The sequence below is a fragment of the Aeromonas sp. R1-2 genome, assembly GCF_040908505.1.
Taxonomy (GTDB): domain Bacteria; phylum Pseudomonadota; class Gammaproteobacteria; order Enterobacterales; family Aeromonadaceae; genus Aeromonas; species Aeromonas veronii.
On record NZ_JBFODU010000024.1, the window covers coordinates 79125 to 103609 of the forward strand.

Consider the following 24485-nt stretch of genomic DNA (forward strand, 5'->3'; position numbering starts at 1 on the left):
TAAATGGGTGCCGTCTGCCTCCAATCGTGTGTGTGGCTAAGGTTACCCTCAGCCCGTAAACTAACCACAATGATGCTTGAGTCCCCAAGCCCTCACGAGAAGTGAAGCCTCGGTGCTTGAGGCCTCTACTGACCACCTATGAAGGTGGTCAGTAGCAATCATTGAAGCCAGCTTAGATGCATACGGAAGCAGACGACATAAACTAGTCATACGAGAAGAGATACTCTTTTTTCTTTAAACAACTCTTCAAGTAATCAGAATCTCTCCAACAAACAATAAAGTCTTTATGTAGGACCTGTTGAGCTTGTTGGTTTACGTTGAAGCTTACTTGATTCTGACTGTTGCTCCAAGTTTTATTTTTAACTTTTTGAATCATGTGTAATTTTTTTTGCAGGTCAATATGTGGACAAGCAAGATAGTCAAAATAGAACATAAAATATTCAGCTGAAATGAACATATCCGGATGGGAAAGAAGGAAGATTTCAGCCTTTTGTATTAGATTGTTTCTTATTTGATCATATCCATCCTTGCTCCCTATATATAGCATGCAGGTCACCCATATAAAATAAAAATCATTTGTGTTTGAGCTGCTGTTTAGATGTTCTAAATATTCCTGCACTTTAGATTCATGTAATTGATATTTAGCGGGAAGCATAGTTAGGATTATTAAGAGGTTTAGTGTTTCAAGGCCAATCATATCGTTTGAATGATTTATGAAAATATTCATCGCCTGTTTAACATGGTCAAAAATTTTCTTATTAATAAGGTCTTTGTAATTTTCTGGCCAATTATTTGTAATTTCAATTATATCATTGATAAATCTACCAAGCCTATCGGTTGGTCTGATGCGAATGTCCATTGCATGAATAAAAAACAATAAATCTAAATCTACTAGAAGCCAGTTTAAATGATGTTCTTCCTTTTCCTGTAGACCTGATAATTTTGATAGATATGTAAGTGTGTTTTTGGTAATTGCACTAAATAAATAGTTTGAAATTGAATGGTATTCTACTTTATGTTTAGCTAGTGCCATCTTGAAATCGGAGATGGTTCTATTACCTTTCGATTCGGGTCTATTTAATTTTGATATGTATTCAAGGTCACTCCCTTCTAATTTATAGCGTGAAGAATAAAAGTCGTTAACTACAGTTTTCAACGAGTGTTTAGCTAGAGAAATATCAGTTGCAAAGGGCCGAGAGACCATCGTTGTCTTTGCTTCATTCAAGTACATCTTATATTCTAAAAGGGTGAGTTCAAGGCATTTAACAAATGCAACCCTAACGTTTTCAGCTCGATAAAAAACAAAATAGTCATCAACATAACGTCTAAAATCAAAATCCTTTGAAATTTTAAATCCACTCTCTTGCATTCTCTTGACAAGATTTAAGTCTATTTTTTGTAAAATTATTTCAGCGAAAATTCGGCTCACTTCAGGCCCAATAATTATCCCATTCGTTTCGCGGTAATTTATTAGCTGCATTAAATTGTCAAACTCACCGTCGAAACTACCTTTAGGCTTTGATTTTGCTAGACGCTTATCCTTTACAGCCCAGCCAATTGAATGGGTATATATACTAGGGAAGCATTTAGATATGTCGACTTGGAGCATACAGTGAAACTGCTTCTCTAGTCGATGATACTCATATGATTCGAAAAAACGATATAAGAAAGGATATTTTTTATACTTAAAGTAAGAGCTAGAGACAATTCTTTCTTCATCAATACTCTCTACACCATCAAGGAGATTCGAACCTCGTTGTGCTTTACCATAAAACTTTGTAGATTTTCTATATGGATATCTCAGTGAGAAAATGGATTTTGTACATGAATACTCAATTAGGTTATCGTATTCATGATAAAAATCACAAACTTTTAATTGTGCAGCAGGATGCATTATTGATATTGTTCTTGGACTTTTATTTCCCCCTCTACTTATTTGATAATCTAAAGGGATGTAAGTACCACCTGCATTATCGAAATTCAATCCTGATATTGTCTTATATGCATTTAAACATTGAGGCTCTTTGAGTCTCTGGTACATAGAAAAATTTGAAAACCACAATGGTAACTCATAGGGAAGGACATCAGTTAGAAGAGTTCTTAATTTATCTCTAGTATCAACCTTTATAATGTTAGACATCTTTCCATACCTGCATGATTTGAATCGTTTTAATTCGACTAAAATTACCTACTTTCTTATTTCTAACATTGCCATAAAAAGTTATTTTATTGATTGCATTCAACTGGTGTAGACTAAGTTGAAATCGTGCAGAGTTAAGATGATGTAGAAGAAATCCATCAATTGACTTCAAGCATTCAAATTCATCGGTAACATATTGATAGTTATGAGCAATGCCTGCTAATAAATTACCATTCCTCCCTTTCTTTACGATTTTTAACATCGAAAGATATTCAAGTCTCCGTTTTAGAAGACTGAAGTTGTTTTGTCTCTTATAGTCAGATAAACATGTAATGATTCTGGTTTTAATTTTGTTAAGTTTTGAACTAGATATTCTAGCCATTACTTTATTTGGTTTGTTGTTTGCCGGGCTAACTTGAATTGAGTATCCTAAGAAATCAAAATTTGCTTGGGACGAAGGTCCGCTAAAATATTTGCTCGATGTTTTATTGAACTCGAACCCCATTTCATTAGCTATTGCATCTATATGCTTTTCTACATCTAATTCTTGCCCTTGAGGAACAAGAATTACTATATCGTCTACATATCTAGCACTATAAATAACGCTAGGTGATGCGGAAATTTCATTATCTAATTTTTCTAGATATAATTCAGCTAGAGTAGGGCTAATAGAAAGCCCTCTGGGTAAACCATCATAATTATGAATGCTTTTGAGCCAAGTGCTTATTTGTCTTAGTATCTTCATGCACTCTGGCGATAAGATCAAATCATCTTCCATTTTTGTTATTAATTTTTGAAATGGAATGCTTTCATAACAATCCTTGATATCCAATCTAATTACATGATATTTTCCAGAGTCTTTTAATAACGATAATAGCTGTCTAATGATTCGGTTTCTATCTGATTGCCTGACTTTATATATCCTCCGAATGAATCTATCTAGTAGCCTTATTGATAAATCATCTTCTGCTATAGACGCGCTGAATACTTTTTTTCTTTTAACTAATGTGCTTTTTAGAGGGGATAAAGATAATTCTGAACGTCTCCAGTGATTTGAGATATTAACTATGGCTGTATCTATAGAGCCATGTTGAGATAGCAACCGCCACTTATATACATCTGCTGGAGTCAGTATTTTTACCAGCTGCTCTTTATCAAAGGTTTGTTTTAGCATGATTTTTCTAAATAACTGAGGCCATTAATACAAGGATGAAAATTGATGTTAAATATATTTTTGGTGTGGAAGTTGATTCGATTAACGAAGCGTGATCGGACGTTCGAGAAATAAGGTTTTATTACAGTGAAATATTCACTATCGGGCCTTCAATACAAAACCGTTTCCCGATAGGGATGGGGGCCGCCTACTGCCGCCTACTGTTGCATAGGTGCGACAATCTGATCTCGCCAGTGGTGGGCGAGGGATTGGTTCTGAGATAAGGGTTCCCCAATAGTTATCCCCGATAACACCGGGATGCGAGCAGTAAAAACAGTACATTGCCCCACTATTTCTAAGTACGGCTTTCAACTTTCCAATGGTCACCTTCACTAGATGGTTTGTTGTTTTTCTCACCATCCATACATCGAGTCACTTTATTTTTTCCTGTGCCCATTATAAGCGGGAACCAAATAGGATTTTGACCTTTGGTAAGCATAAAATAGACTGGATCTTCAATGGTTACGTTTTGTGGCTCTTTTGGGCTGCAAAGTAAAAAGTGAGGCCTTACATTTGGCCATGTATCTTCATCGCCGAAAATAGCCTTGAACCTCTTGTTTTTACTGTTTAACTGAGCGTTGCTAAAATAGCTATCGCCTTTAGCTTCAATCATCACAATATGGGTTGTGTTTTCGTGATCAACAAAAGCAAGAAGAAAATCGACATCCTCTTGAGTGCCTGATATTTGCAAGTCCACCTTTTTATTATTGTCGATGAAGTTTCGTGGGAATGTTTTTTCATCATGTTCTTGGGTGAGAAATAGGCTGGCATAGATCCAGTCAAGGTGATAATCCATAGCAGCAAAGTATTCACTGGGGATTGTGATACCGATGAGCCTAGATATCTCATCAAGCTGTATTTTATCCATGCGAAATTCTGGGTTTCCCAGCATTTGACCAATTAGGTAAAACCGCTCTTTTCGGTTAAACGATTTCAAATTATCAATTAGGCTGTTGCTCATATCAATCTCGAAAATGTATCTTGTCTGATAGGAAATAATGCAATGGAAATCGGTGTATATCGTAGGGTGTAATGAACGAAGTGAATTACATCTCTCTCTCGGATCGGCATGAAACCTGTATCTGATATTTTCCTCGGGGCTATGGGTCGGGTGTTGCCCCCTGTTGTTCGCCGAGGTGAGGGCACAAGGTCAGGAGCGCCGCCATGGACGACGGCGCAGACGCAGGCGGTACAGGGATGTACCGTCTGCGTCGTTCCGCCAGACCTTTTGCCTGAACCGAGGGAACCCGACGCAGGAGGGCGAACAAGTGGGGGTGGCCTTTCTTTTGGTGACTTTTCTTTGGCCACGCAAAGAAAAGTCACTCGCCAAGCCGCGCAGCGGCGGCGAAACCCCGTCGAGGACGGAGTCCTCGTGTCCTGCATGGCGAATCCATGCCAATTAGACGGCGATATTTCGCCAAGCAATGACGTTACCGACCCCCTCACCCTAACCCTCTCCCGCAAGGGGAGAGGGGACGGTTACCTTGGTGCAATGCGCTGCGCTTATTGCACCCTACCGCTTACCCGCAGGGAGAGGGGATGGTTACTGCGGACGATTACGCTTCGCTAATCGACCCTACTCGACCCTACTCGACCCCATTCGACCCGATTCGACCTTACAAATTGCCCCAAGCGTCGTATCCGCATGGGGGCATGGGCACAGCCCCGGGGGCTGACGGGAGCGCCCGTCGAGGGTGCAACCCTCGCACCTCGGCGCAGGCGCGGGAGACCGGCTGGTTTCCGCTAAAGTGGCTACCGCCCCTGACTGTCGCTACCAGATTGCGCCGTTGACCATTGATCTCGGAAAAGGGGTCAACAGACGCCCATCGCCATATTACGGAGCCAGAGTGGTCTTATCTATGGTTTTGATGAGCTAACTATCAGAAAAGAGTGATTTTTTGCGCTGGCACAAACTTTTATTAATTAGCGATTAGTTGATGATTGTCGGGGCTTGGCAGTGGCAGGGCGGTAGGGTGACGCCGCGAGAGGAGTGCAAACGGTAAAAAGAGGGGCGCGCAAACGGTAAAAAGCGAAGGGGCCCGCGGTGGGCCCCTTGTTGTTGGCGCTCGACGCGGCGCCGCTATTTGGCGGCGGGGGTTGGGAAGTATTTGCTGTGCAGCAGCGGGTATTCGCTGCTCGCCAGCACCTGGGTCAAGCCAGTCTGGAACTCCTTGACCAGTTCGTCGCTCACCGGATGGCTGAAGGCGAAGCAGAGCTGCTCCGAGCTCAGCACCCACTGCTCCTTGAAGCTGGCTGGGTCGATCTTTTGCTCTGCGACCAGCATCTCCATGGTGGTCTTGTGAGTTGACAGCAGATCAACCCGGCCGGAGGTGAGCATCTTGAGCGCCTGTGCCAGCCGATTGGCAGTCATCAGCCTGGTCTCGTCAAAGCCGTTGTTGAGCAGCAGCTGTTCCCCCACATCGGCCCGCACCGCGCCGATATTGAACGCCTTGGCATCGTCGAGCTTGGTGATGGTGATATTGCGCTCGGCCAATCCTACCAGCACGACTTCGATATAGCCGACGGGACAGGCCCACTTGAACAGGGGATCCCGTGCCTGGGTGCGGGCGGTGGAGAAGAGCACCGCATTGGGCTTTTGGGTCAGCAGGTAGTAGCCGCGCGCCCACGGCATGATAGTGATGGGCTGTGCCGGCGTGTTGGTCTTTTTCCATACCAGTTGCAGCAGCTCGACCGCGAGGCCGGTGGGGGCGCCGCTGGCATCGGCGTAGTTGTAGGGTTTGTACTCTTCGGTGATGTAGTGCAGTTTGCCGAGCTCAGGACTCGCCTGTGCGAGGGTGGCCAGCAGCGCCCCGGCCAATCCAATCCATGGTTTCATTTTTGCCATCCTGATCAAGGGAATATCTGCTCAAGTGTGACCAAGCTGGCCGATTTCGCCAAGGCGACGGAGCATGTTTGGCAAAAAAGCGCGGGTGCACAGTCCCATCCCGCGCCCTATGTCGGCGGCGATCAGGGCGTTAGCGCAGCGGCAGGTATTTGGCTTGCAGGGCCGAGAAATCCGCCGAGGCGACGACGTGGGTCAGCGCCTGCTGAAAGAGGGCGACCTCGCTGTCGGGCACCTGACGGCTGAAGGCGTAGCACAGCGGTCTGGCATCCAGCACGAAGGCGACATGAAAATCATCCGGCTTGAAGCCAAGCTGCTGCAGGGTTTGATAGCCCGCCAGCTTGTTGGTCGCAAACAGATCGGCGCGACCTGAGGTGAGCATTTTGGCCGCCTGGGTGAGGCGGTTGGCCAGCATCAGCTGGCGCTCATCGATACCGCGTTCGAGCAGCAGCTGTTTGGAGACGGTGGAGCGCACCACGCCGACCTTGTAGCTGCTGATCTCGGCCTCCGAGCCGAGGGTGATGTTGTCCGCCTTGCGCCCCAGCAGCACAAACTCCGAGTGATCGATGGGGCAGGCCCACTTGAAGAGTGCTTCCCGCTGCGGGGTGCGGGCGGTGGCAAACAGCACCACATTGGGTTTTTGTTGCAGCAGGTTGTAGCCCCGGGCCCAGGGCAGAATGCGGATGGGCTGGGGCGACACGCCCCGCACTTTCCAGATAAGCTGCATCAGCTCCACCGACAATCCGGTCGGCATCCCTTGCTGGTCGCTGAAATTAAACGGGGGAGAGATTTCGCTCAGATACTCGAGTTTGCCCGGATCGGCCTGCGCGAAGGTGGCCCACAAGAGCAGTAGCAGATGAGGTAGGTGCCATGTCCGCACGGGAAAGATCCTTCACAATCAACTATGTAGCCCAGTTTGACTGCTTGCGGCGGGAATAGCTAGCCACCTCTATTGCATCTTTCATCAATAAAATGGGCAGCGAACTGCTGCCCAGCGGGTGAGTGAGTGCTCAGCGCACCGGCAGGTATTTGGCCTGCAATTTGCGAAACTCTTCCGAGGCGAGGGCGCGGGTCAGGCCCTGCTGAAAGAGGGTGATCTCGCTGTCGGGCACCTGACGGCTGAAGGCATAGCAGAGCTGCTCGGCGCTCAGCACCATGGCCACGTTGAAGTCGTCGCTGCTCAGCTTCAGTTCGCGGATGGCGTCATATCCCGCCAGCTTGCTGGTGGCGAGCAGGTCGGCGCGGCCGGAGAGCAACATCTTCAACCCCTGCGACAGGCGGTTGGCCGGGATGATGTTGTTGTCATCCATGCCGTTGTTGAGCAGCAGCTGCTCGGCGGCATCCGAACGCACCGCGCTGATCTTGTATTGGCTCATCTGTTCGAAGGCGGTCAGGGTGATGTTCTGTGCTTTGCGGCCCAGCAGTATGTACTCCGAGTAGCCGATGGGGCATACCCACTTGAAGAGATCCTCCCGGGCCTGGGTGCGGGCGGTGGAGAAGAGCACCACGTTGGGCTTCTGGGTTAGCAAGTAATAACCCCGCGCCCAGGGCAGGATGCGTACCGGCTGGGGTGTTACGCCGCTGTGTTGCCAGATCATCTGCAGCAGATCGACCGCAAGGCCGGTGGGCTGGCCTTGCGGATCGCGGTAGTTGTAGGGGGGGTACTCTTCGGTGAGGTACTCGAGCTTGCCCAGATCAGCCCGGGCCGTCGAGGCCCAGCAGAGCAGCAACAGATGACAGATCAGCCATATCCTCATTGGGAACATCCTTAGCGATCAACCTTCCCTTGAGTGTGACCATGAACAGAGTAAATAGCCACTCACTGCCGTTACCAGCGGGCGCGGATCTGCCCGATGGGCTGGTAGGCCTCATCCCGCAGCCCCACCAGCAGGGTCTTGCCATCCGCTTGCAACCGGAACTCGCCGTAGCGGGCCGCTTCGTACTGCTCCCCCGTGCCCTCTTCAAAGAAGTAGGCATCGGGGCCGATCTGCCACTGCCGCTCGCTCTGGTGAACCTGCAATAGCCGCTCATCGCTGGCGAGCCGATCCGGTTTGCCATCGGCCACCAGAGTGGCCACCTGATGGGCATCGAGCCGGATCACCAGGGTATCGCTGCCCTTGTTTTGAGTAGTACGAGCGTCGCGGCTGGTCAGCTCGCGGGCAATCTCGTAGTTCAGCCGCATGTAATCCCCCTGCATCAGGGAGCGGGGATCGACCGGGGCGAGCCGCAGCAGCACCACTTCGCCGCTGCTCATGGCGCGCTCATAGCGCCAGACGGTGGCATTGATGCCTGCCAGGATGGCGAGGCCGCTCAGCAACAGGGAGAGCTGTCGGGTGACGGGTTTCATGTGTCGCTCCTTGCCGCGAAGGTGGTGAGCAGTTGGCGGGCACCCAGCAGCAGGATGCCGGAGCCCAGCAGCAGCCAGGATTTGGTCATCAGGGTGAGCCCCAGATCGTAGTAATAGAGCGAGCCATAACCGAGCAGCAGCAGGGCCGAGAGGGTCATCAGCCCCAGACTGCCGGCATAAAAGCCGAGGATCAGCACCAGTGCGCCCGCCCCCATGCCGGGGATAACGGCGCTGATCAGCACCAGCGGCAGGCCAAACAGCAGGGGGAGCCTCAGTTTCACCATCACCGCCAGCAGCAGGGCGGCGCAGATCAGCGGATTGAGCCAGAGCGGCAGGCGAGACAGCCCCAGTTCGTCCAGCACGCTGCTGCCGCCATCCCACAACGGGTGGTGCAGACGACCCAGCACCAGCAGGGAGAGGGCCAGCCCCAGCGTGATGGAGTGGTAGAGCTGGTGGCGCTCTGGATCCCTATCTGCCCGCAGCCAGCAGAAGGTGATGGCCGCCATCACCAGCGGCAGGGCCAGCAGTTGCAGCCCGAGGCAGGCAAGGCCAAGGGTGAGCAGCAGGGCCGCCGCCACGCTGTGAAACAGCCGCACCAGCCAGTGATCGAACAGCACGGCGATGGCAAGGGAGAGCAGGCACAACCCAAACCAGAGCAGGGCGTGATGAAGGTCCAGCTGATCGAGCAGACCATAGAGCAGCCAGGCATCGGCCGCCAGGGTGAGGGCCAGCACGAACTGATCCCAGAGATCGCCGCGCTGGCTGCGATTGAGGGCGTAGGCCCCCGCCAACAGCACGGCCCCGAGCAGCAGGGCACTGTTGGCCTCGCGGGTCAGCTGCTCGAAGGTGAGAAACAGGAAAAAGAGCAGGAACAGGGCGGCAATCCAGCCCACCAGCCCCAGCAGAAAGCGGCTCGACCAGTGGGGCTGGGTATCACGGGGCTGATCCCCTTCCACCAGATTGGCCTGTTGCAGTGCTTGCCAAAGGGTCAGATCACTCATGAGACCTCCGTTGTTGTTGCAGCCAGCGGGCGGCGGTGACAGAAAGGCCGATGGCAATCAGGCTCAGCAGCAAAAAACCGTTGATGTCGGGCTCCATCCACTTGCCCAGCGCCGCGAGGATGACGGCAATCAGACTGAGGCACCCCATGGCGAGTCCGGCGATAAATCTGTGATGCCAAAGTGCGTAGGCCGCGGCCAGCCAACCAAACCAGAGCGGCCACACCAGCGCAGATGCGGCATCAAACAGCGCCAGCAGGGTGAGCAGGGTAGCTCCTAGACCGGCAGCAAGGCCCGCCAGCCAGCTTGGCATCAGGCGCCAGCTGGCAGGTGCCAGCAGAAGCAGAGCCCAGAGGGCGGCGTTGAGCAGGGTAAGGCACCAGCCCAATCCCTCTTCATCAAAGGTAAAGAAGAGCGTGAACAAACCGAGCCGCCAGTAGAGCACCAGCGCCAGCTGGCCGAGCAGCCAGCTTAAGGTCCAGAGCAGGGGGCTTTGGCCAAATAGCGCCAGTGGAACCAGCATCAGCGCCCAGGTGGCGAACAGCTGCCAGGGATCGGCACCGGTCTGGTAGGTTTGACCCACCAGCGCCAGCAGGGCGCCGATATTGAGGGCGATAGCGAGCAGCAGTGCCTGACGGGGGGTATCCCCCAGCGGTTTTCGCCACAGCAGAAGCAGCATGGCGAGCAGCGGTGCCTCCAGCAGGGCGAGGCGGGAGACCCGGCCCAGCTCTTGCCAGTTGAAGGCGACGAAGAAAATAAGGCCAGCCCCGATGCAGAGGGCACCGAGCCAGAGCAGCAGCCGGTCAAACAGCCACTGCCAGCGCGCCGGATGGGGGGGAAGATCGGCGAGGGTCAGGGCGTCCGCCAGCTTCTCTGGCGCCAGCCGTCCCTGTTTGACCCATTCGAGAAGCGTCTCTCTTGATACGTTGTGCATGGGGGGACTCCACGAGGTTTGCCCCATTATGGCATGAGGCACCCGCAACCGTGCACTGTCCCTTGGCTCTGCGGCTGGTGGTTGCGACAGCGGATTACGTAGCAAACAAAGCAGCAAACAAAAAAGCCCTCCACAGGGGAGGGCTTGGTCATCGGGTACGGGCCATCAGGCAAAGATCAGGGTGCTCACCCCGAGGCCGACGAAGAGGATGGCGCAGGTGATGCGGATCCCCTTGAGCGGCAGCTTGTCTGCCCCCAGCTTGCCGATCAGCACCACAGGTACGTTGGCCAGCATCATGCCGAGGGTGGTGCCGGTAATGACCTGCACCAGCGAGTCATATTTGGCGGCCAGCAGCACGGTGGCGATCTGGGTCTTGTCACCGATCTCGGCGATGAAGAAGAGCACGAAGGTGGCCATAAAGGGGCCGTATTTATCGAGCGGGCTCTCCTCGTCATCCATCTTGTCCGGCACCAAAATCCAGATAGCCATGGCGATAAAGGCGATGGCGACCAGCCAGGTCATTATCTTGGGATCGAGCCAGCGGCTGATGAACTCGCCAATCCAGGCAGCGCCCGCATGGTTGAGCAGGGTAGCCGCCAGCATGCCGGCGATGATGGGCCAGGGCTTGCGAAAACGGCAGATGAGCAGCAACGCCAACAGCTGGGTTTTATCGCCGATTTCGGCAATAGCGACGCTGAGGGTTGAGGTTAACAAAGCTTCCATAAAAATGACCGGGGGACGGAATTGTTATAAACCAAAGACAAGCCTGCGCCATCCGTCCCCGGTATTGGCACTGGCCCGTCAAAGGTCTTGTCAAATCCATGGCTGGCATGGATCACCCTGACCATGGTGATTTGGCACCAAGTATGTTGATCAGGGTCGCAAACCGGTATTCATGCAATGGATGGCACCGGCGTGCGAGACTACTCCCCCTCGATGGGAGCGGGCATTCTAGGGAAAAACCGCATGAGTGACAAGGGGATCAGCCACCCACCAGCTTGACGCTGAAACCGGCTTTCTCCAGCTCGGTTTTGATCAGGTCCCGTTTATCTCCCTGGATCTCGATCACTCCCTCCTTGATACCGCCTCCGGTGCCGCACTTTTTCTTGAGCAGGGTGGCCAGGGATTTTTGCTGATCGGCGGGTACGCCATGAATGGTGATCACCCCGGCACCCTTGCGCCCCTTGGTCTCGCGGCGAATGCGCACGGTGCCGTCGGTGGGGAAGGGGGAGGCGGATTGGGGAGCGCTCTGCTCCTTGATCATGCCGCCATCTGTGCTGTAAACGAGGCGGCTGTTGTTGTCGTGACTCATGGCAATACTTTATGGGTTAGCTAAGCGGAGTTTGATTTTACTCAAATAAAAGTTGAAGACACAGCTTATAATGCCCCAAGTAAAAGCGAATTATTATTGTTTAACTTCAGGAGTCAGTCATGGTACTCACGCAGTTGTCACCGGGACAGAGTGCTCGCATCAAGAATATGAATCAGCTCGCCCGGCCGCTGCGCCGCAAACTGATGGTGATGGGCCTGTTGCCCCAGACTGAAGTCATTTATCTGCGCTCCGCCCCCCTGGGGGACCCGCTCCAGATCCAGTGCCAGGGGATCTGTCTCTCCATGCAAAAGAGTCTGGCCCAGCAAATAGAAGTCGAGCCGGTATAACCCCCTGTTCGGCTGCCGCTCCGGTCAAGAAAGTCACCGGGAGCGGTTCAGAGACAAGAAGTCGAACCTGCAAAGCGACTTGCCACACGCACGCGGCGGGTTCAGAAGAAAATAGAGGTAGAGCTGGTATGAATTATTCCCTGGTAACGGTAGGTAACCCCAATAGCGGCAAGACCTCCCTGTTCAACGCCCTGACCGGCGCCCGCCAGCAGGTAGGCAACTGGAGTGGTGTCACCGTCGACAAGAAGATGGGTGAGTTCAGCGCGGGTGAACATCACTTCAAGCTGATGGATCTGCCCGGTATCTATAGCCTGGCCAGTCAGGATGGCAGTCTGGACGAGCAGATCGCCAGCCGCTTTGCCCAGGGCCAACAACCCGATCTGCTGCTCAACGTGATCGACGCCGCCAATCTGGAGCGCTCCCTCTACCTCACGCTGCAACTGCGCGAACTGGGCCTGCCCATGGTGGTGGTGCTCAACAAGCTGGATATCCTGCAAAAGCGCCGCATCGTCATCGACGAGAGCAAGCTCGGCAAATCCCTCGGTTGCCCGGTGGTGGCCCTCTCTGCCCACAACAGCAAGCAGGTTGCCGCATTCAAGCAGCAGATCCGGCAGTTTATCGGTCAGCCGCAAGCGGCCTTGCAGCTCGATTACGGCCACGAGCTTGAAACCGATCTGGCGGAGCTGGAGACCCTGCTCGCCCCGCATCACCTCACTACCCGTGGCCGCGCCCTGCGCCTGCTGGAAGAGGATGCGGTGATGCAGGAGACCCTGCTGCCCGGTCAGCAGGCGGCCGCCGCCAATGTGGTAGCTCGTGCCCATCAGGGACAGGATATCGACCTGCAGCTGGCGGATATTCGCTACGGCCATATCCACCAGTGGGTACAACAGGCTCGTCAGCAGAAGGGCAAGCTCACCGAGGCCCAGAGCGAGTGGCTGGATCGGGTGCTGCTCAATCGCTGGATTGGCATCCCCTTCTTCCTGTTTGTCATGTACCTGATGTTCCTGTTTGCCATCAACGTCGGCAGCGCCTTTATCGACTTCTTCGACATCATGGGCGGCGCCCTGTTTGTCGATGGGGTGCACCACCTGCTGGGGCTGATCAATGCCCCCGAATGGTTGGGCGCCATTCTGGCTGACGGCTTCGGGGTTGGTTTGCAGACCGTGGCCACCTTTATTCCGGTGATTGGCTGCCTCTATCTGTTCCTCGCGGTGCTGGAGAGCTCCGGCTATCTGGCCCGTGCCGCCTTCGTGGTGGATGCTCTGATGCGCCGCCTCGGCCTGCCGGGCAAGGCGTTCGTGCCGATGCTGATGGGCTTTGGTTGTACCGTCCCCTCGGTGATGGCGACCCGTACCCTCAACTCCGAGCGGGAGCGGCTGATGACCTCCGCCATGGCTCCCTTCATGTCGTGCGGTGCCCGTCTGCCGGTTTACGCCCTGTTTGCGGTGGCTTTTTTCCCCGAGTCTGGCCAGAACCTGGTGTTCGGTCTCTACCTCATCGGCATTCTGGTGGCGGTGCTCACCGGCCTGTTGCTGCGCAGCACCCTGCTGCCGGGCAAGAGCGACTCCATGCTGATGGAGATGCCGGATTACGAGTGGCCGCGGCCGGTCAACGTTGCCATCAAGACCTGGCAGAAGCTCAAATCCTTCGTCTTTGGCGCCGGTAAAACCATCGTACTGGTGGTCGCCGTGCTGAGCGTGCTCAATTCCCTGGGTACCGATGGCAGCTTTGGCCATCAGGAGCAGGAGAGCTCGGTCCTGAGCAAGATCAGCCAGGCGGTGACCCCGGTGCTGCACCCCATCGGTGTGCGCGATGACAACTGGCAGGCTACGGTCGGTATCGTCACCGGTATCTTCGCCAAAGAGGCGGTGGTCGGTACCCTCAACAGCCTCTACGCCGGTGGTGGTGGTGAAGAGGAGGAGAGCGAGTTCTCGCTGGTGGCCAGCTTCCACGAGGCGATAGATGCCGTGGCAGCCAATCTGGCGGAGATCAACCCGAGCGACCCCATGGGGCTTGATGTTGGCAACCTTGACGACCAGAAAGCTGCCGCCGAGGCGCAGGAGGTCGATGTCTCCACCTACGGCAATATGCAGACCCACTTCGATGGGGCGGCCGGTGCCTTTGCCTACCTCTTGTTCGTGTTGCTCTACATGCCTTGCGCCGCCGCCATGGGCGCGCTGGTGCGGGAAACCGGTCGTCAGTGGGCGCTAATGACGGCGGTATGGTGCAACTATATGGCCTTTATGTGCGCGACCCTCTTCTATCAGGTCGCGACCTTTGCCGCTCATCCGGAGCAGAGCCTGTTCTGGATCGTCAGCTACGGCCTCTCTCTGGTACTGCTCTGGTGGGCCGGTCGCCGTCACGGTGACATCGTTGCCCGCAAGGTGGTGACCTTATGATCCTGCGCGAGCTGGGGGATTACCTCGCCGCGCAGCAGAAGGTGAGCCGGCGTGATCTGGCTCGCCACTTCCACACCTCGGAAGATGCGGTGGAGGCCATGCTCGGCGTCTGGATGCGCAAGGGGCGGGTCATCAAGCGTGAAAGCCGTATCTGTGGTGGCAGTTGCTGCGGCAAGAGCGAGGAGGTGATGTTCGAGTGGTGTGACGCGGGCCAGATTGGCATCAAGATCCGCTAAACGACTACCTAACCTCATCACCAAACATCGAACAATAAAAAACGGCAGATCCTGCGCAAGGGTCTGCCGTTTTTATTGCTGAAAACAGGCGAGATCAGGCGCTCTGGCGAGCCTCGCTCAGCAGTGCCAGCGCCGGTTGGGCGTTGTCTGGCATCAGCCGGTAGGCCTTGTGATGTTTGACCAGGGTGGTCTTCTTGTTGCCCTGGCTCAGCAGCAGGCCGTGCTTGAAGGCCGCCTCAGCCAGCACCTTCTCGTCACCGCGCACATAGAGGGTGAGGGGTTTGACAAGCTCACCGTCCTCGATATGGCCTTCATATTCGCTATGGCTTACCACCAAGCTCGCCTGACCGCCCGATTGCAGGCGCAGCTTGGCGTTCACCTCGCTCTCGGTCAGCACCAGCCAGCCTGCCGCTGAGAGCTCCTCCAGCAGGGCAGCCAGCTTGGCTCCCAATTGCCGCGGATTGGTCATGGCGCACTGGTACTGGAAGGCGATGCGCTCCAGCAATCCCTTGAGATCGGCCCCCGCACCCAGAGTGCGGCCAAGCTGCACCCAAGCTTTCAAATCTTCCATCACCAGACGGGAGAAGCGCTTCTCCTTGAGGGAGTCGGCCATCCAGGTGCAGAGAAAGTGGCTCTCTTGGGCCGGAGTGCGCTTGCCCGCCTTTTGTTCGGCGGTGCGGGCCAGTTCGGCCAGGCTCAGGGTGGCCATCTCGAACAGGGCCTGATTGTAGGTCGGAGAGGTCATAAGCAATCCTTCAGTTGACCACCAGGGGCCAACACCGATGACAGAGATGGCAAAGGCGCCAGTGGCGCCTTTGCGGTTCAATAGAGCAACTGCCCGCCTTATTTCGGCTGACGGGGCTTCTTGGCTGCAGCCAGACGCTTGAGGCGCTGACCCTGCAGCTTGGCTTCGGCCATCACCTGGGCCACGGCGTTATCTTCACGCTGCGGGCGCTTGCCAAAGCGGCGACGCTCTTGCAGCTGCTTGATCAGCTCGTCACGGCTGCTCACCTCATAGCCAGGCACCATGATGCGGCGGATCTTCTGGCCGATCAGGGCCTCGATCTCCAGCAGAGTGCGCTCCTCTTCACGGCTGACGAAGGAGATGGCCATGCCGCGTTTGCCGGCACGACCGGTACGGCCGATGCGGTGCACGTAATCTTCCGCCAGGAACGGCAGATCATAGTTGACCACGTATTCCAGATCCGGAATGTCCAGACCACGGGCGGCCACTTCGGTGGCGACCAGTACCCGTACCTTGCCTTCCATGAATTCGCGCAGGGCGCGGCGACGGTTGCCCTGGGCCTTCTCGCCATGGACAACGGCGGACTTGATGCCGTCGAGGTTCAGCTCCTCGACCAGCACATCACAGCTCTCGCGGGTACTGGCGAACACCAGCACCTGCTGCCAGTTCTGCTTGCCAATCAGCTCGGAGAGTAGCTCGCGCTTGCGCTTCTGCTCGACCGGATAGACGGTGTGGCTGACGGTGTCGGCGGTGGAATTCTGCTTGTTGACGCTGACGATCTGCGGTCTGTCCAGCATCAGGTTGGCCAGCTTCTTCACCGCGTCGGAGAAGGTGGCGGAGAAGAGCAGGTTTTGACGGGTCTTGTTGACCGCTTGCAGGATCTTCTGCACATCGGCACTGAAGCCCATGTCGAGGATGCGATCCGCTTCATCCATCACCAGACACTCGACGCCGGAGAGGCTGAGGTTGCAGGCGGTGAGGTGCTCCAGCAGACGGCCCGGGGTGGCCACAATGATGTGAGCGCCCGCTTTGAGCTTCTTGGCCTGCACGTCCTGTTTGCCACCGCCGACGATGGTGATGGTGGTGATATCGAGATACTTGGCGAAGTCATTGATGTTGCTCGCCACCTGAGCCGCCAGCTCGCGGGTCGGGGTCAGGATCAGCACACGGGCGTTGGAAGGCTGGACCGGAGCCGGATTGTCTACCAGACGCTGCAAGATGGGCAGGGCGAAGGCGGCGGTCTTGCCGGTACCGGTCTGGGCGCTGGCCAGCACATCGCGGCCACGGCGAATGGCCGGGATCGCCTGTTGCTGCACAGGGGTCATCTCCTGATAACCGCAATCTGAGACAGCACGCAAAATCTCGGGGGCAAAATCGAACGATTCAAATCTCATAATGGGTTCCTGTGTTCCAGCTGGGCTGTGTTTGGCTTGGTTAGCTCGGCATGAGCGAGACGGAGGTTGTAACCACCGACGGCTGCGCCTGACATCAAGTCAGAGAGTGAGCCGGAAAATGGCGGGCGCGAAGTGTAACAGATAGACGTCACAAATTCTGCCTCAAATGGTTGTCCTTTTCTCATCCTTTGTGGTGTGAATGGCGGTTGAAAGCAATCATTTGACTCCCAAATGCCAAGCTTGGAGGTGTGGGCTAACGGTTTTGGGCAAGGACGAAAGGGATATCTATGGAACTGGAACAGTTAAAACGCCAGCTGGAGCAGCTTGGCGAGCGCAATGACAGCATGCAGCAGGCACGTCACCGCAAGCTGCTCAATATCACCCGCGACACGGGGGAGTTGCTGTCAGTGCTGGTGCAGACCCGTGGGGCGCAGGCGGTGCTGGAGATTGGCACCTCCAATGGTTACTCCACACTCTGGCTGGCAGAAGCGGTGCGTCGGCTGGAGGGGCACGTTACCACCATTGAGCTGGATGAGAATAAGCGCGTGCTGGCCCATGACAACTTTCAGAGGGCAGGGCTGGCCCCTTGGGTAACCTTGCTGGCAGGGGATGCGAGTGAGCTGTTACCGACCTTGCCGCAAGCCGGCTATCAGCTCATCTTCCTCGATTCGGATCGTCAGCACTACCGGGCATGGTGGCCACAGATCCGCCGCCTGCTGGCACCCCGTGGCCTGCTGGTGGTTGATAACGCCATCTCCCATCGCAGCGAGATGGTGGAGTGGATGAACGAGGTCGGGCAGGATCCGGCCTTTGCCACCTCGCTGGTGCCGGTCGGCAAGGGGGAGTGGCTGGTGGTGCGTGTGTAGGGAGAGTGAGTATGGAATTGAACACCATGGAGCCAAAAGCAGTGGTAGAGGCCTATTGGCAGGAGATGCAGAGCAATGACTTTGCGAAGGCGGCAAGCTGGCTGGGAGATGATTTTTTCTGTGACTGGCCCCAATCGGGAGAACGGATTGTGGGGCGAGAGAATTTTATTGAGATCAATCGTCGCTACCCCGCCGCTGGCCTGTGGCGCTTCGAGATTGTCCGTCTTCTGGCACAAGGGAGTGAGGTGGTCAGTGAGGTGCTGGTCAGCGATGGGGTCGTAAATGCTCGCGCCATCACATTTCACCATGTTGCGGAAGGTAAAATTCAACAGCAGACCGAGTATTGGCCCGATGAGTATGCCGCGCCAGAATGGCGCAGTTCTTGGGTTTGTCCGATGCCAAAGAGTTAGCCATCGCTATTCACTGGCGGCATGTCAAAGAAATCAGCCCCGCATTGGCGGGGCTGATAGTGAAAGTGCATCAGGGTCTTGGCCGGTCGGATCAGACCGCCAGATAGTCCATGATCCCTTCGGCCGCTTTGCGCCCTTCGTAGATGGCAGTCACCACCAGGTCGGAGCCACGCACCGCGTCGCCACCGGCGAACACCTTGGGGTTGCTGGTCTGGAAGGCATACTCCGCCTGTTCGCGCGCCTTGATGCGATCCCGGTTGTCGAGCTCGATGCCGAACTCCGCCATCCAGGGCTGGGGGTTGGGTTGGAAGCCAAACGCCATCACCACGGCATCGGCGGCCAGCACCTGCTCGGAGCCCTCGATGACCACCGGATTGCGGCGACCATTGGCATCGGGTTCACCCAGCTCGGTGCTCACCACCTTGATGCCGACGGTGCGACCGTTGGCATCCAGTTCGACTGCCACCGGTTGCAGGTTGAACATGAATTCAACCCCCTCCTCGCGGGCATTTTTCACCTCCCGCTTGGAGCCCGGCATGTTCTCCTCGTCGCGGCGATAGGCGCAGATCACCTTGGCGGCCCCCTGACGGATGGCGGTCCGCACGCAGTCCATGGCGGTATCGCCACCGCCCAGCACCACCACCTGCTTGCCAGCGAAGTCGATATAGTCGGCTTGCGCCTTCTCAAAGCCCAGCAAGCGGTTGGCGTTGGTGATGAGGTAGGGCAGGGCGTCATAGACGCCCGGCGCCTCTTCGTTGGCAAAGCCGCCCTTCATGTACTTGTAAGTGCCGACCCCAAGGAAGACCGCATCGAACTCGCCAAGCAGATCGGCGAAGGTGATGTCCTTGCCCACTTCGGTTTCGAGACGAAACTCCACGCCCATCCCCTGGAAGATCTCGCGGCGACGCTGCATTACCTCTTTTTCCAGCTTGAAGGAGGGGATGCCGAAGGTGAGCAGGCCACCGATCTCCGGATACTTGTCAAACACCACCGGGGTGACGCCATTGCGTGCCAGCACATCGGCACAGGCGAGGCCTGCAGGGCCGGCACCGATGACGGCGACCCGCTTGCCGGTCTTGACCACGTTCGAGAGATCGGGCTTCCAGCCCATCTCGAACGCCTTGTCGGTGATGTATTTTTCGATGTTGCCGATGGTCACCGCGCCGAAGCGATCGTTGAGGGTGCAGGAGCCCTCGCAGAGGCGATCCTGCGGGCAGACCCGACCGCACACTTCCGGCAGGCTGTTGGTCTGGTGGGATAGCTCCACCGCCTCAAGAATGCGCCCCTCTTTGGCCAGTTTCAGCCAGTTGGGGATGTAGTTGTGGACCGGACACTTCCACTCGCAATAGGGGTTGCCGCACTCGAGGCAGCGATCCGCCTGCATCTGTACCTGCGGCTGATTGAAGGACTCGTAGATCTCCACAAACTGGATTTTGCGGATCTTGAGCGGCTTCTTGGGCGGGTCGACCCGCTGGACATCGATAAACTGAAATACGTTCTGGCTCATAGGGTTCCCTCCTTATTGCGCCTGGATTCTGAGTTCTGCACTGGAACGGCTGGTGTGACCCAGCAGCGATTTCACGTCGCTGGACTTGGGTTTGATCAGCCTGAACTTGGGCACATAGGAGTCGAAGTTGGCCAGGATCTCCTCGGCGCGCGAGCTGCCGGTCTCATTGAGGTGCGCCGTGATGATGCCGCGCAGGTGCTCCTGATGGATGGCGAGATCCGCCACATCCAGCAGTTCCACCAGCTCGGGGTTGGTGCGCTTGGCGAAGTTGCCGCACTCGTCGAGCACGTAGGCAAAGCCGCCGGTCATGCCCGCCGCGAAGTTGACGCCGGTCTGACCCAGTACGGTGACGATGCCGCCGGTCATATATTCACAACCGTTGTCGCCAATCCCCTCGACTACCGCCAGGGCGCCGGAGTTACGCACCGCGAAACGCTCGCCGGCAGTGCCTGCGGCGTAGAGTTTGCCGCCGGTGGCGCCGTAGAGGCAGGTGTTGCCGATGATGGCCGCTTCATGGGACTTGAACGCCACGCCGACATGGGGCTTGATCACCAGCTTGCCGCCGGTCATCCCCTTGCCCACATAGTCGTTGGCGTCACCGGTGAGGATCATCTCGAGGCCACCCGCGTTCCAGACGCCGAAGCTCTGGCCTGCGGTGCCGTTGAAGTGTACCTTGACCGGATCCGCCGCCATCCCCTGATTGCCGTGACGTTTGACGATCTCGCCCGAGAGGCGCGCACCCACCGAGCGGTCGGTGTTGCGAATGTCGTAGCGGAACTCGCCACCGCTTGAGGTTTCCACCGCTTCCAGCAGATCTTCCACCATCTTGAGGTTGAGCGGCCCCTTGTCGAAGGTGGGGTTGTGCTGCTGGCTGAACAGGCTGGAGCCTGCCGGAGCAACCGGACGGGCCAGAATGCCGGAGAGATCCAGCTTGGCCTGACGGGCGGTGAGGCCGGGCAGGGCTTCCAGCAGATCGGTGCGGCCAATCAGGTCGGTCAGCTGGGTGACGCCGAGCTGGGCCATCAGCTCGCGGGTCTCTTCAGCGATGAACTTGAAGTAGTTCATCACCATCTCCGGCAGGCCGGTGAAGTGCTCGCGACGCAGCTTCTCATCCTGAGTGGCAACGCCGGTGGCGCAGTTGTTCAGGTGGCAAATACGCAGGTATTTGCAACCGAGTGCCACCATGGGGCCGGTGCCAAAGCCGAAGCTCTCGGCGCCGAGGATGGCCGCCTTGATGATGTCGAGGCCGGTTTTGAGACCACCATCCACCTGCAGCCGCACCTTGTGACGCAGACCGTTGGCGACTAGCGCCTGCTGGGTTTCAGCCAGACCCAGCTCCCACGGGGAGCCGGCATATTTGACCGAGGTGAGGGGGCTCGCGCCAGTGCCGCCGTCATAACCTGAGATGGTGATGAAGTCGGCATAGGCCTTGGCCACGCCGCAGGCGATGGTGCCCACGCCGGGCTCGGAGACCAGTTTCACCGACACCAGACAGCTCGGGTTGATCTGCTTGATGTCGAAGATGAGCTGGGCCAGATCCTCGATGGAGTAGATGTCGTGGTGCGGCGGCGGCGAGATCAGGGTTACGCCGGGCACGGAATAACGCAGCTGGGCGATCTGGGCGGTGACCTTGTCACCGGGCAGCTGGCCACCTTCGCCAGGCTTGGCACCTTGAGCCACCTTGATCTGCACCACATCTGCGTTCATCAGGTAGTGAGGGGTGACGCCAAAGCGGCCGGAAGCCACCTGCTTGATGCGGGAGTTCTTCTCGGTACCGAAACGCTTGGGATCTTCGCCACCTTCGCCGGAGTTGCTCTGACCGCCGAGGCGGTTCATGGCGACAGCCAGCGCCTCGTGGGCTTCAGGGCCGAGGGCACCGATGGACATGGCGGCGGAGTCGAAGCGGGGGAACAGCTTGTCGGCTGGCTCAACCTGATCCAGCGCGACCGGATTGTCGACCTTCTTCAGCGCCAGCAGATCGCGCAAGGTGGCAACCGGGCGCTCGTTGACCAGACGGGCGTACTCCTTGTAATCGGCATAGTTGCCGGAGCGCACCGCCGCTTGCAGGGTCTGCACCACATCCGGGTTGTAGGTGTGGTACTCGCCGCCGTGGACGAACTTGAGCAGGCCGCCATGGGGGAGGGGCTTGCGCACCAGCCAGGCCTGACGGGCCAGATTGTGCTGATCCTGCTGGATGTCGGCAAAATCGGCACCCTGAATACGGCTCGATACGCCGCGGAAGCAGGTATCGACCACCGACTTGGCCAGGCCCACAGCTTCGAACAGCTGGGAGCAGCGGTAGCTGGCGACCGTGCTGATGCCCATCTTGGACATCACCTTGTAGAGCCCCTTGTTGATGCCGTTGCGGTAGTTGACCATGGCCTGGCGCAGGGACATGGTGAGCACGCCCTCTTCAACCTGTTTGGCCAGGGTTTCGTAGGCGAGATAGGGGTAGATGGCGGTCGCGCCAAAGCCCAGCAGCACCGAGAAGTGGTGCGGATCGCGGCAGCTTGCGGTCTCCACCAGAATGTTGGCGTCGCAGCGCAGGTTGTTGTCCACCAGGGTGCGCTGCACTGCACCCACCGCCATGGCGGCCGGGATCGGCAGGGTATCGGCGCTGATATCGCGATCCGACAGCACCAGCAGTACGGTGCCACTCTTGGCAGCAGTTTTTGCCTCCTCGCAGATACGCAAGATGGCCGCTTCCAGCCCCTCTTCGGGCTTGAAGTTGAGGCTGATCACCTGATGACGGTAGTACTCACCTTCCAGTGCCAGTAGCTGGTGGAAGTCGGAGTAGAGCAGGATCGGTGACTGGAACAGCACCCGGTGGGCGTGGCCGAAGGTCTCGTTGAAGACGTTCTGCTCGCGACCGATACAGGTGGCCAGCGACATGACGTGGTTTTCCCGCAGCGGATCGATGGGCGGGTTGGTCACCTGGGCAAACATCTGGCGGAAGTAGTCATAGAGGGTACGCGGGCCGGAGGAGAGCACCGCCATCGGGGTATCATCCCCCATGGAGCCCACCGCCTCCTGACCATTTTCACCCAATACCCGGATGATCTGATCCAGCTCCTCGAAGGAGTAGCCAAACAACTTCTGATAGGTTTTCAGCTGATCGTCGGAGAACTCGCGGCTACCGGTCTGGCTGTCGTCCATCTGCTCGAAGGGGACCAGTCGGCGGCAATGTTTATCCATCCACTGCTTGTAGGTGTGGCGGTTTTTGAGATCGTCATCGATCTCGAAGCTGGTCCACACCTTGCCGTTGCTGGTATCCACAACGAACAGCTCGCCCGGGCCGACACGGCCCTTCTCCAGCACTTCGTCCGGGGTGTAGTCCCAGGTACCGACTTCTGAGGCGAGGGTGATGAACTTGTCCTTGGTGATGACGTAGCGGGCCGGACGCAGGCCGTTTCTGTCAAGGGCGCAGGTGGCGTAGCGACCATCGGTCATGACGATACCGGCGGGGCCATCCCACGGCTCCATGTGCATGGAGTTGAAGTCGTAGAAGGCGCGCAGGTCGTCATCCATGTTCGGATGTTTTTGCCATGCAGGCGGGATCAACAGGCGCATGGCGCGGAACAGGTCCATGCCACCGGCGAGGAAGAGATCCAGCATGTTGTCGAGACTGGAGGAATCCGACCCCGTGGTGTTGACGAAGGGGGCCGCTTCCTGCAAATCGGGAATGAGCGGCGTCGCAAACTTGTAGCTGCGCGCCTTGGCCCACTGGCGGTTGCCGGCGATGGTGTTGATCTCGCCGTTGTGGGCCAGATAGCGAAACGGCTGCGCCAGCGGCCAGCGCGGGCTGGTGTTGGTGGAGAAACGCTGGTGGAAGACGCAGATGGCCGCCTGCATACGGATGTCGGCGAGATCCAGATAGAAGCGCGGCAAGTCCACCGGCATGCACAGCCCTTTATAGACGGTGACCAGGTTGGAGAGGCTGACCACGTAGAAGTAGTCGTCGTTGACGCGCTTTTCGATGCGGCGACGCACGATATAGAGACGGCGCTCGAGATCCTTGTCGACCCAGCCGGGCGGGGCGTTGACAAAGACCTGTTCAATGCTGGGCAGGGAGGCTTTGGCGATGGTACCCAGTACGTTGGTATCGACAGGCACCTTGCGCCAGCCGACCAGACTCAGGGTCTCTTTTTCCAGCTCTTCGTCGATGATGTCGCGGGTCTGCTGGGCCAATACGGGGTCAGGGTTGAGAAACAGCATGCCGACCGCATAGTTGCGGCCAAGGTGCCATCCCTTCTCCTCGGCGACAGCTCTGAAGAAGCTGTCCGGTTTTTGCAGCAGCAGGCCACAACCGTCGCCGGTCTTGCCATCGGCGGAGATCCCGCCGCGGTGCTGCATGCGAGCCAATGCTGACATCGCGAGACGGACAAGCTTGTGGCTGGCTTCCCCTTCCATGTGGGCCAACAGGCCGAAGCCACAGTTATCCCTCTCCAGCTTTGGATCATATAGTGACATTGCATTTCTCCCTTGCTCGGCCTTGTATCGCACAGTCATCACCTGACTGCATAAATTGCGATTGGCTCTTGTGGTTCCGTCTGCCTGACGTGGCGAATCTCCAAACTAATGGGATTTTCTGGCGAGGTCAATCGCAGGTCAGGTTTGTCTTCATGGTTACATTCGCATAACAAAATGTCGGGTTAGGGGGATTAGCTCGCAGTTATGGAGTGTTTATTCTGTGCGGCTTGATTTTGTTGGTTAAATATATCGCCATTGACGGGCTCAATGGTGCGCTCGGCGACGATGGGCGAATGTAGTAATTTTACCAACCCGATGTGGCCGA

At 56.2% G+C, this 24485-nt stretch carries 20 protein-coding genes; 5 read left to right on the forward strand and 15 right to left on the reverse strand.

Annotated features, from left to right (window positions below):
* Nucleotides 1–202: 202 nt before the first annotated feature.
* From drt3b to AB5Y76_RS09575, 11 genes are all read right to left on the reverse strand, one after another.
* On the reverse strand, nucleotides 203–2140 hold the full coding sequence (gene drt3b / locus AB5Y76_RS09525) for an antiviral reverse transcriptase Drt3b (protein ID WP_263717570.1): 1938 nt from the start codon (nucleotides 2138–2140) through the stop codon (nucleotides 203–205).
* Nucleotides 2133–3314 (reverse strand): antiviral reverse transcriptase Drt3a, encoded by a 1182-nt coding sequence (drt3a, locus tag AB5Y76_RS09530; protein WP_263717571.1) that lies wholly within the window; start codon nucleotides 3312–3314, stop codon nucleotides 2133–2135. The genes drt3b and drt3a overlap by 8 nt, the downstream gene beginning before the upstream one ends.
* Nucleotides 3315–3648: 334 nt before the next feature.
* Entirely contained in the window at nucleotides 3649–4314 is a 666-nt protein-coding gene (locus AB5Y76_RS09535; RefSeq protein ID WP_263717572.1) for a hypothetical protein, read from the reverse strand.
* Between the two features lie 1119 nt (nucleotides 4315–5433).
* Complete coding sequence (locus AB5Y76_RS09540; RefSeq protein WP_263717573.1) at nucleotides 5434–6189, reverse strand: ABC transporter substrate-binding protein; 756 nt, start codon at nucleotides 6187–6189, stop codon at nucleotides 5434–5436.
* Nucleotides 6190–6328: 139 nt separating this feature from the next.
* Nucleotides 6329–7075: an ABC transporter substrate-binding protein gene (locus tag AB5Y76_RS09545; protein ID WP_263717574.1), complete on the reverse strand. Its 747-nt coding sequence runs from the start codon at nucleotides 7073–7075 to the stop codon at nucleotides 6329–6331.
* A gap of 130 nt (nucleotides 7076–7205) precedes the next feature.
* A complete protein-coding gene (locus AB5Y76_RS09550) occupies nucleotides 7206–7952 on the reverse strand; it encodes an ABC transporter substrate-binding protein (protein WP_263717575.1) in 747 nt (248 codons plus the stop codon).
* A gap of 71 nt (nucleotides 7953–8023) precedes the next feature.
* On the reverse strand, nucleotides 8024–8542 hold the full coding sequence (locus tag AB5Y76_RS09555; RefSeq protein WP_263717576.1) for a GDYXXLXY domain-containing protein: 519 nt from the start codon (nucleotides 8540–8542) through the stop codon (nucleotides 8024–8026).
* Entirely contained in the window at nucleotides 8539–9543 is a 1005-nt protein-coding gene (locus tag AB5Y76_RS09560; protein WP_263717577.1) for a DUF4401 domain-containing protein, read from the reverse strand. The genes AB5Y76_RS09555 and AB5Y76_RS09560 overlap by 4 nt, the downstream gene beginning before the upstream one ends.
* Complete coding sequence (locus tag AB5Y76_RS09565; RefSeq protein WP_263717578.1) at nucleotides 9536–10474, reverse strand: DUF2157 domain-containing protein; 939 nt, start codon at nucleotides 10472–10474, stop codon at nucleotides 9536–9538. Before AB5Y76_RS09565 ends, AB5Y76_RS09560 begins: the two co-directional genes overlap by 8 nt.
* Before the next feature lie 165 nt (nucleotides 10475–10639).
* On the reverse strand, nucleotides 10640–11197 hold the full coding sequence (locus AB5Y76_RS09570; protein WP_263717579.1) for a TMEM165/GDT1 family protein: 558 nt from the start codon (nucleotides 11195–11197) through the stop codon (nucleotides 10640–10642).
* 259 nt (nucleotides 11198–11456) lie between these two features.
* Nucleotides 11457–11786 (reverse strand): translation initiation factor, encoded by a 330-nt coding sequence (locus AB5Y76_RS09575; RefSeq protein ID WP_005337385.1) that lies wholly within the window; start codon nucleotides 11784–11786, stop codon nucleotides 11457–11459.
* Nucleotides 11787–11905: 119 nt separating this feature from the next.
* Between AB5Y76_RS09575 and AB5Y76_RS09580 the strand changes: the two genes are divergently transcribed.
* The 3 genes from AB5Y76_RS09580 to AB5Y76_RS09590 all read left to right on the forward strand — a co-directional run bounded on the left by AB5Y76_RS09580 (nucleotide 11906) and on the right by AB5Y76_RS09590 (nucleotide 14768).
* On the forward strand, nucleotides 11906–12133 hold the full coding sequence (locus AB5Y76_RS09580) for a FeoA family protein (protein WP_005337384.1): 228 nt from the start codon (nucleotides 11906–11908) through the stop codon (nucleotides 12131–12133).
* A gap of 128 nt (nucleotides 12134–12261) precedes the next feature.
* Complete coding sequence (gene feoB / locus AB5Y76_RS09585) at nucleotides 12262–14532, forward strand: Fe(2+) transporter permease subunit FeoB (RefSeq protein ID WP_263717580.1); 2271 nt, start codon at nucleotides 12262–12264, stop codon at nucleotides 14530–14532.
* Complete coding sequence (locus AB5Y76_RS09590) at nucleotides 14529–14768, forward strand: FeoC-like transcriptional regulator (RefSeq protein ID WP_064339967.1); 240 nt, start codon at nucleotides 14529–14531, stop codon at nucleotides 14766–14768. Before feoB ends, AB5Y76_RS09590 begins: the two co-directional genes overlap by 4 nt.
* A 94-nt stretch (nucleotides 14769–14862) precedes the next feature.
* Here the strand turns inward: AB5Y76_RS09590 and AB5Y76_RS09595 are convergent, their stop codons facing one another.
* Both AB5Y76_RS09595 and AB5Y76_RS09600 read right to left on the reverse strand, forming a co-directional pair.
* The gene (locus tag AB5Y76_RS09595; RefSeq protein WP_263717581.1) at nucleotides 14863–15513 is read right to left on the reverse strand and encodes a DUF2913 family protein; all 651 of its coding nucleotides are present in this window, start codon (nucleotides 15511–15513) and stop codon (nucleotides 14863–14865) included.
* 98 nt (nucleotides 15514–15611) lie between these two features.
* Nucleotides 15612–16907 carry a DEAD/DEAH box helicase gene (locus AB5Y76_RS09600; protein ID WP_005337380.1) on the reverse strand — a complete coding sequence of 432 codons (1296 nt, stop codon included), beginning with the start codon at nucleotides 16905–16907 and terminating at the stop codon, nucleotides 15612–15614.
* A 287-nt stretch (nucleotides 16908–17194) separates the two neighbouring features.
* Between AB5Y76_RS09600 and AB5Y76_RS09605 the strand changes: the two genes are divergently transcribed.
* The gene (locus AB5Y76_RS09605) at nucleotides 17195–17773 is read left to right on the forward strand and encodes an O-methyltransferase (protein ID WP_263717582.1); all 579 of its coding nucleotides are present in this window, start codon (nucleotides 17195–17197) and stop codon (nucleotides 17771–17773) included.
* Between the two features lie 11 nt (nucleotides 17774–17784).
* Nucleotides 17785–18183, forward strand: coding sequence for a nuclear transport factor 2 family protein (locus tag AB5Y76_RS09610; protein ID WP_064341968.1), 399 nt, complete (start codon nucleotides 17785–17787; stop codon nucleotides 18181–18183).
* Nucleotides 18184–18274: 91 nt separating this feature from the next.
* Here AB5Y76_RS09610 and AB5Y76_RS09615 read toward each other — a convergent pair whose 3' ends face one another.
* Both AB5Y76_RS09615 and gltB read right to left on the reverse strand, forming a co-directional pair.
* Nucleotides 18275–19690 carry an FAD-dependent oxidoreductase gene (locus tag AB5Y76_RS09615; protein ID WP_263717583.1) on the reverse strand — a complete coding sequence of 472 codons (1416 nt, stop codon included), beginning with the start codon at nucleotides 19688–19690 and terminating at the stop codon, nucleotides 18275–18277.
* Nucleotides 19691–19702: 12 nt separating this feature from the next.
* Nucleotides 19703–24160 carry a glutamate synthase large subunit gene (gltB, locus tag AB5Y76_RS09620; RefSeq protein WP_069555675.1) on the reverse strand — a complete coding sequence of 1486 codons (4458 nt, stop codon included), beginning with the start codon at nucleotides 24158–24160 and terminating at the stop codon, nucleotides 19703–19705.
* Nucleotides 24161–24485 lie beyond the last annotated feature (325 nt).

Excerpts from the sequence above, each read along its gene's own strand:
- gltB (WP_069555675.1), bottom strand. The coding sequence starts at position 24,160 with ATGTCACTATATGATCCAAAGCTGGAGAGGGATAACTGTGGCTTCGGC.
- AB5Y76_RS09595 (WP_263717581.1), bottom strand. The coding sequence starts at position 15,513 with ATGACCTCTCCGACCTACAATCAGGCCCTGTTCGAGATGGCCACCCTG.
- feoB (WP_263717580.1), top strand. The coding sequence starts at position 12,262 with ATGAATTATTCCCTGGTAACGGTAGGTAACCCCAATAGCGGCAAGACC.
- AB5Y76_RS09575 (WP_005337385.1), bottom strand. The coding sequence starts at position 11,786 with ATGAGTCACGACAACAACAGCCGCCTCGTTTACAGCACAGATGGCGGC.
- AB5Y76_RS09565 (WP_263717578.1), bottom strand. The coding sequence starts at position 10,474 with ATGCACAACGTATCAAGAGAGACGCTTCTCGAATGGGTCAAACAGGGA.
- AB5Y76_RS09600 (WP_005337380.1), bottom strand. The coding sequence starts at position 16,907 with ATGAGATTTGAATCGTTCGATTTTGCCCCCGAGATTTTGCGTGCTGTC.
- AB5Y76_RS09555 (WP_263717576.1), bottom strand. The coding sequence starts at position 8,542 with ATGAAACCCGTCACCCGACAGCTCTCCCTGTTGCTGAGCGGCCTCGCC.
- AB5Y76_RS09535 (WP_263717572.1), bottom strand. The coding sequence starts at position 4,314 with ATGAGCAACAGCCTAATTGATAATTTGAAATCGTTTAACCGAAAAGAG.
- AB5Y76_RS09540 (WP_263717573.1), bottom strand. The coding sequence starts at position 6,189 with ATGAAACCATGGATTGGATTGGCCGGGGCGCTGCTGGCCACCCTCGCA.
- AB5Y76_RS09615 (WP_263717583.1), bottom strand. The coding sequence starts at position 19,690 with ATGAGCCAGAACGTATTTCAGTTTATCGATGTCCAGCGGGTCGACCCG.
- AB5Y76_RS09580 (WP_005337384.1), top strand. The coding sequence starts at position 11,906 with ATGGTACTCACGCAGTTGTCACCGGGACAGAGTGCTCGCATCAAGAAT.
- AB5Y76_RS09550 (WP_263717575.1), bottom strand. The coding sequence starts at position 7,952 with ATGAGGATATGGCTGATCTGTCATCTGTTGCTGCTCTGCTGGGCCTCG.
- drt3a (WP_263717571.1), bottom strand. The coding sequence starts at position 3,314 with ATGCTAAAACAAACCTTTGATAAAGAGCAGCTGGTAAAAATACTGACT.
- AB5Y76_RS09610 (WP_064341968.1), top strand. The coding sequence starts at position 17,785 with ATGGAATTGAACACCATGGAGCCAAAAGCAGTGGTAGAGGCCTATTGG.
- drt3b (WP_263717570.1), bottom strand. The coding sequence starts at position 2,140 with ATGTCTAACATTATAAAGGTTGATACTAGAGATAAATTAAGAACTCTT.
- AB5Y76_RS09560 (WP_263717577.1), bottom strand. The coding sequence starts at position 9,543 with ATGAGTGATCTGACCCTTTGGCAAGCACTGCAACAGGCCAATCTGGTG.
- AB5Y76_RS09605 (WP_263717582.1), top strand. The coding sequence starts at position 17,195 with ATGGAACTGGAACAGTTAAAACGCCAGCTGGAGCAGCTTGGCGAGCGC.
- AB5Y76_RS09570 (WP_263717579.1), bottom strand. The coding sequence starts at position 11,197 with ATGGAAGCTTTGTTAACCTCAACCCTCAGCGTCGCTATTGCCGAAATC.
- AB5Y76_RS09590 (WP_064339967.1), top strand. The coding sequence starts at position 14,529 with ATGATCCTGCGCGAGCTGGGGGATTACCTCGCCGCGCAGCAGAAGGTG.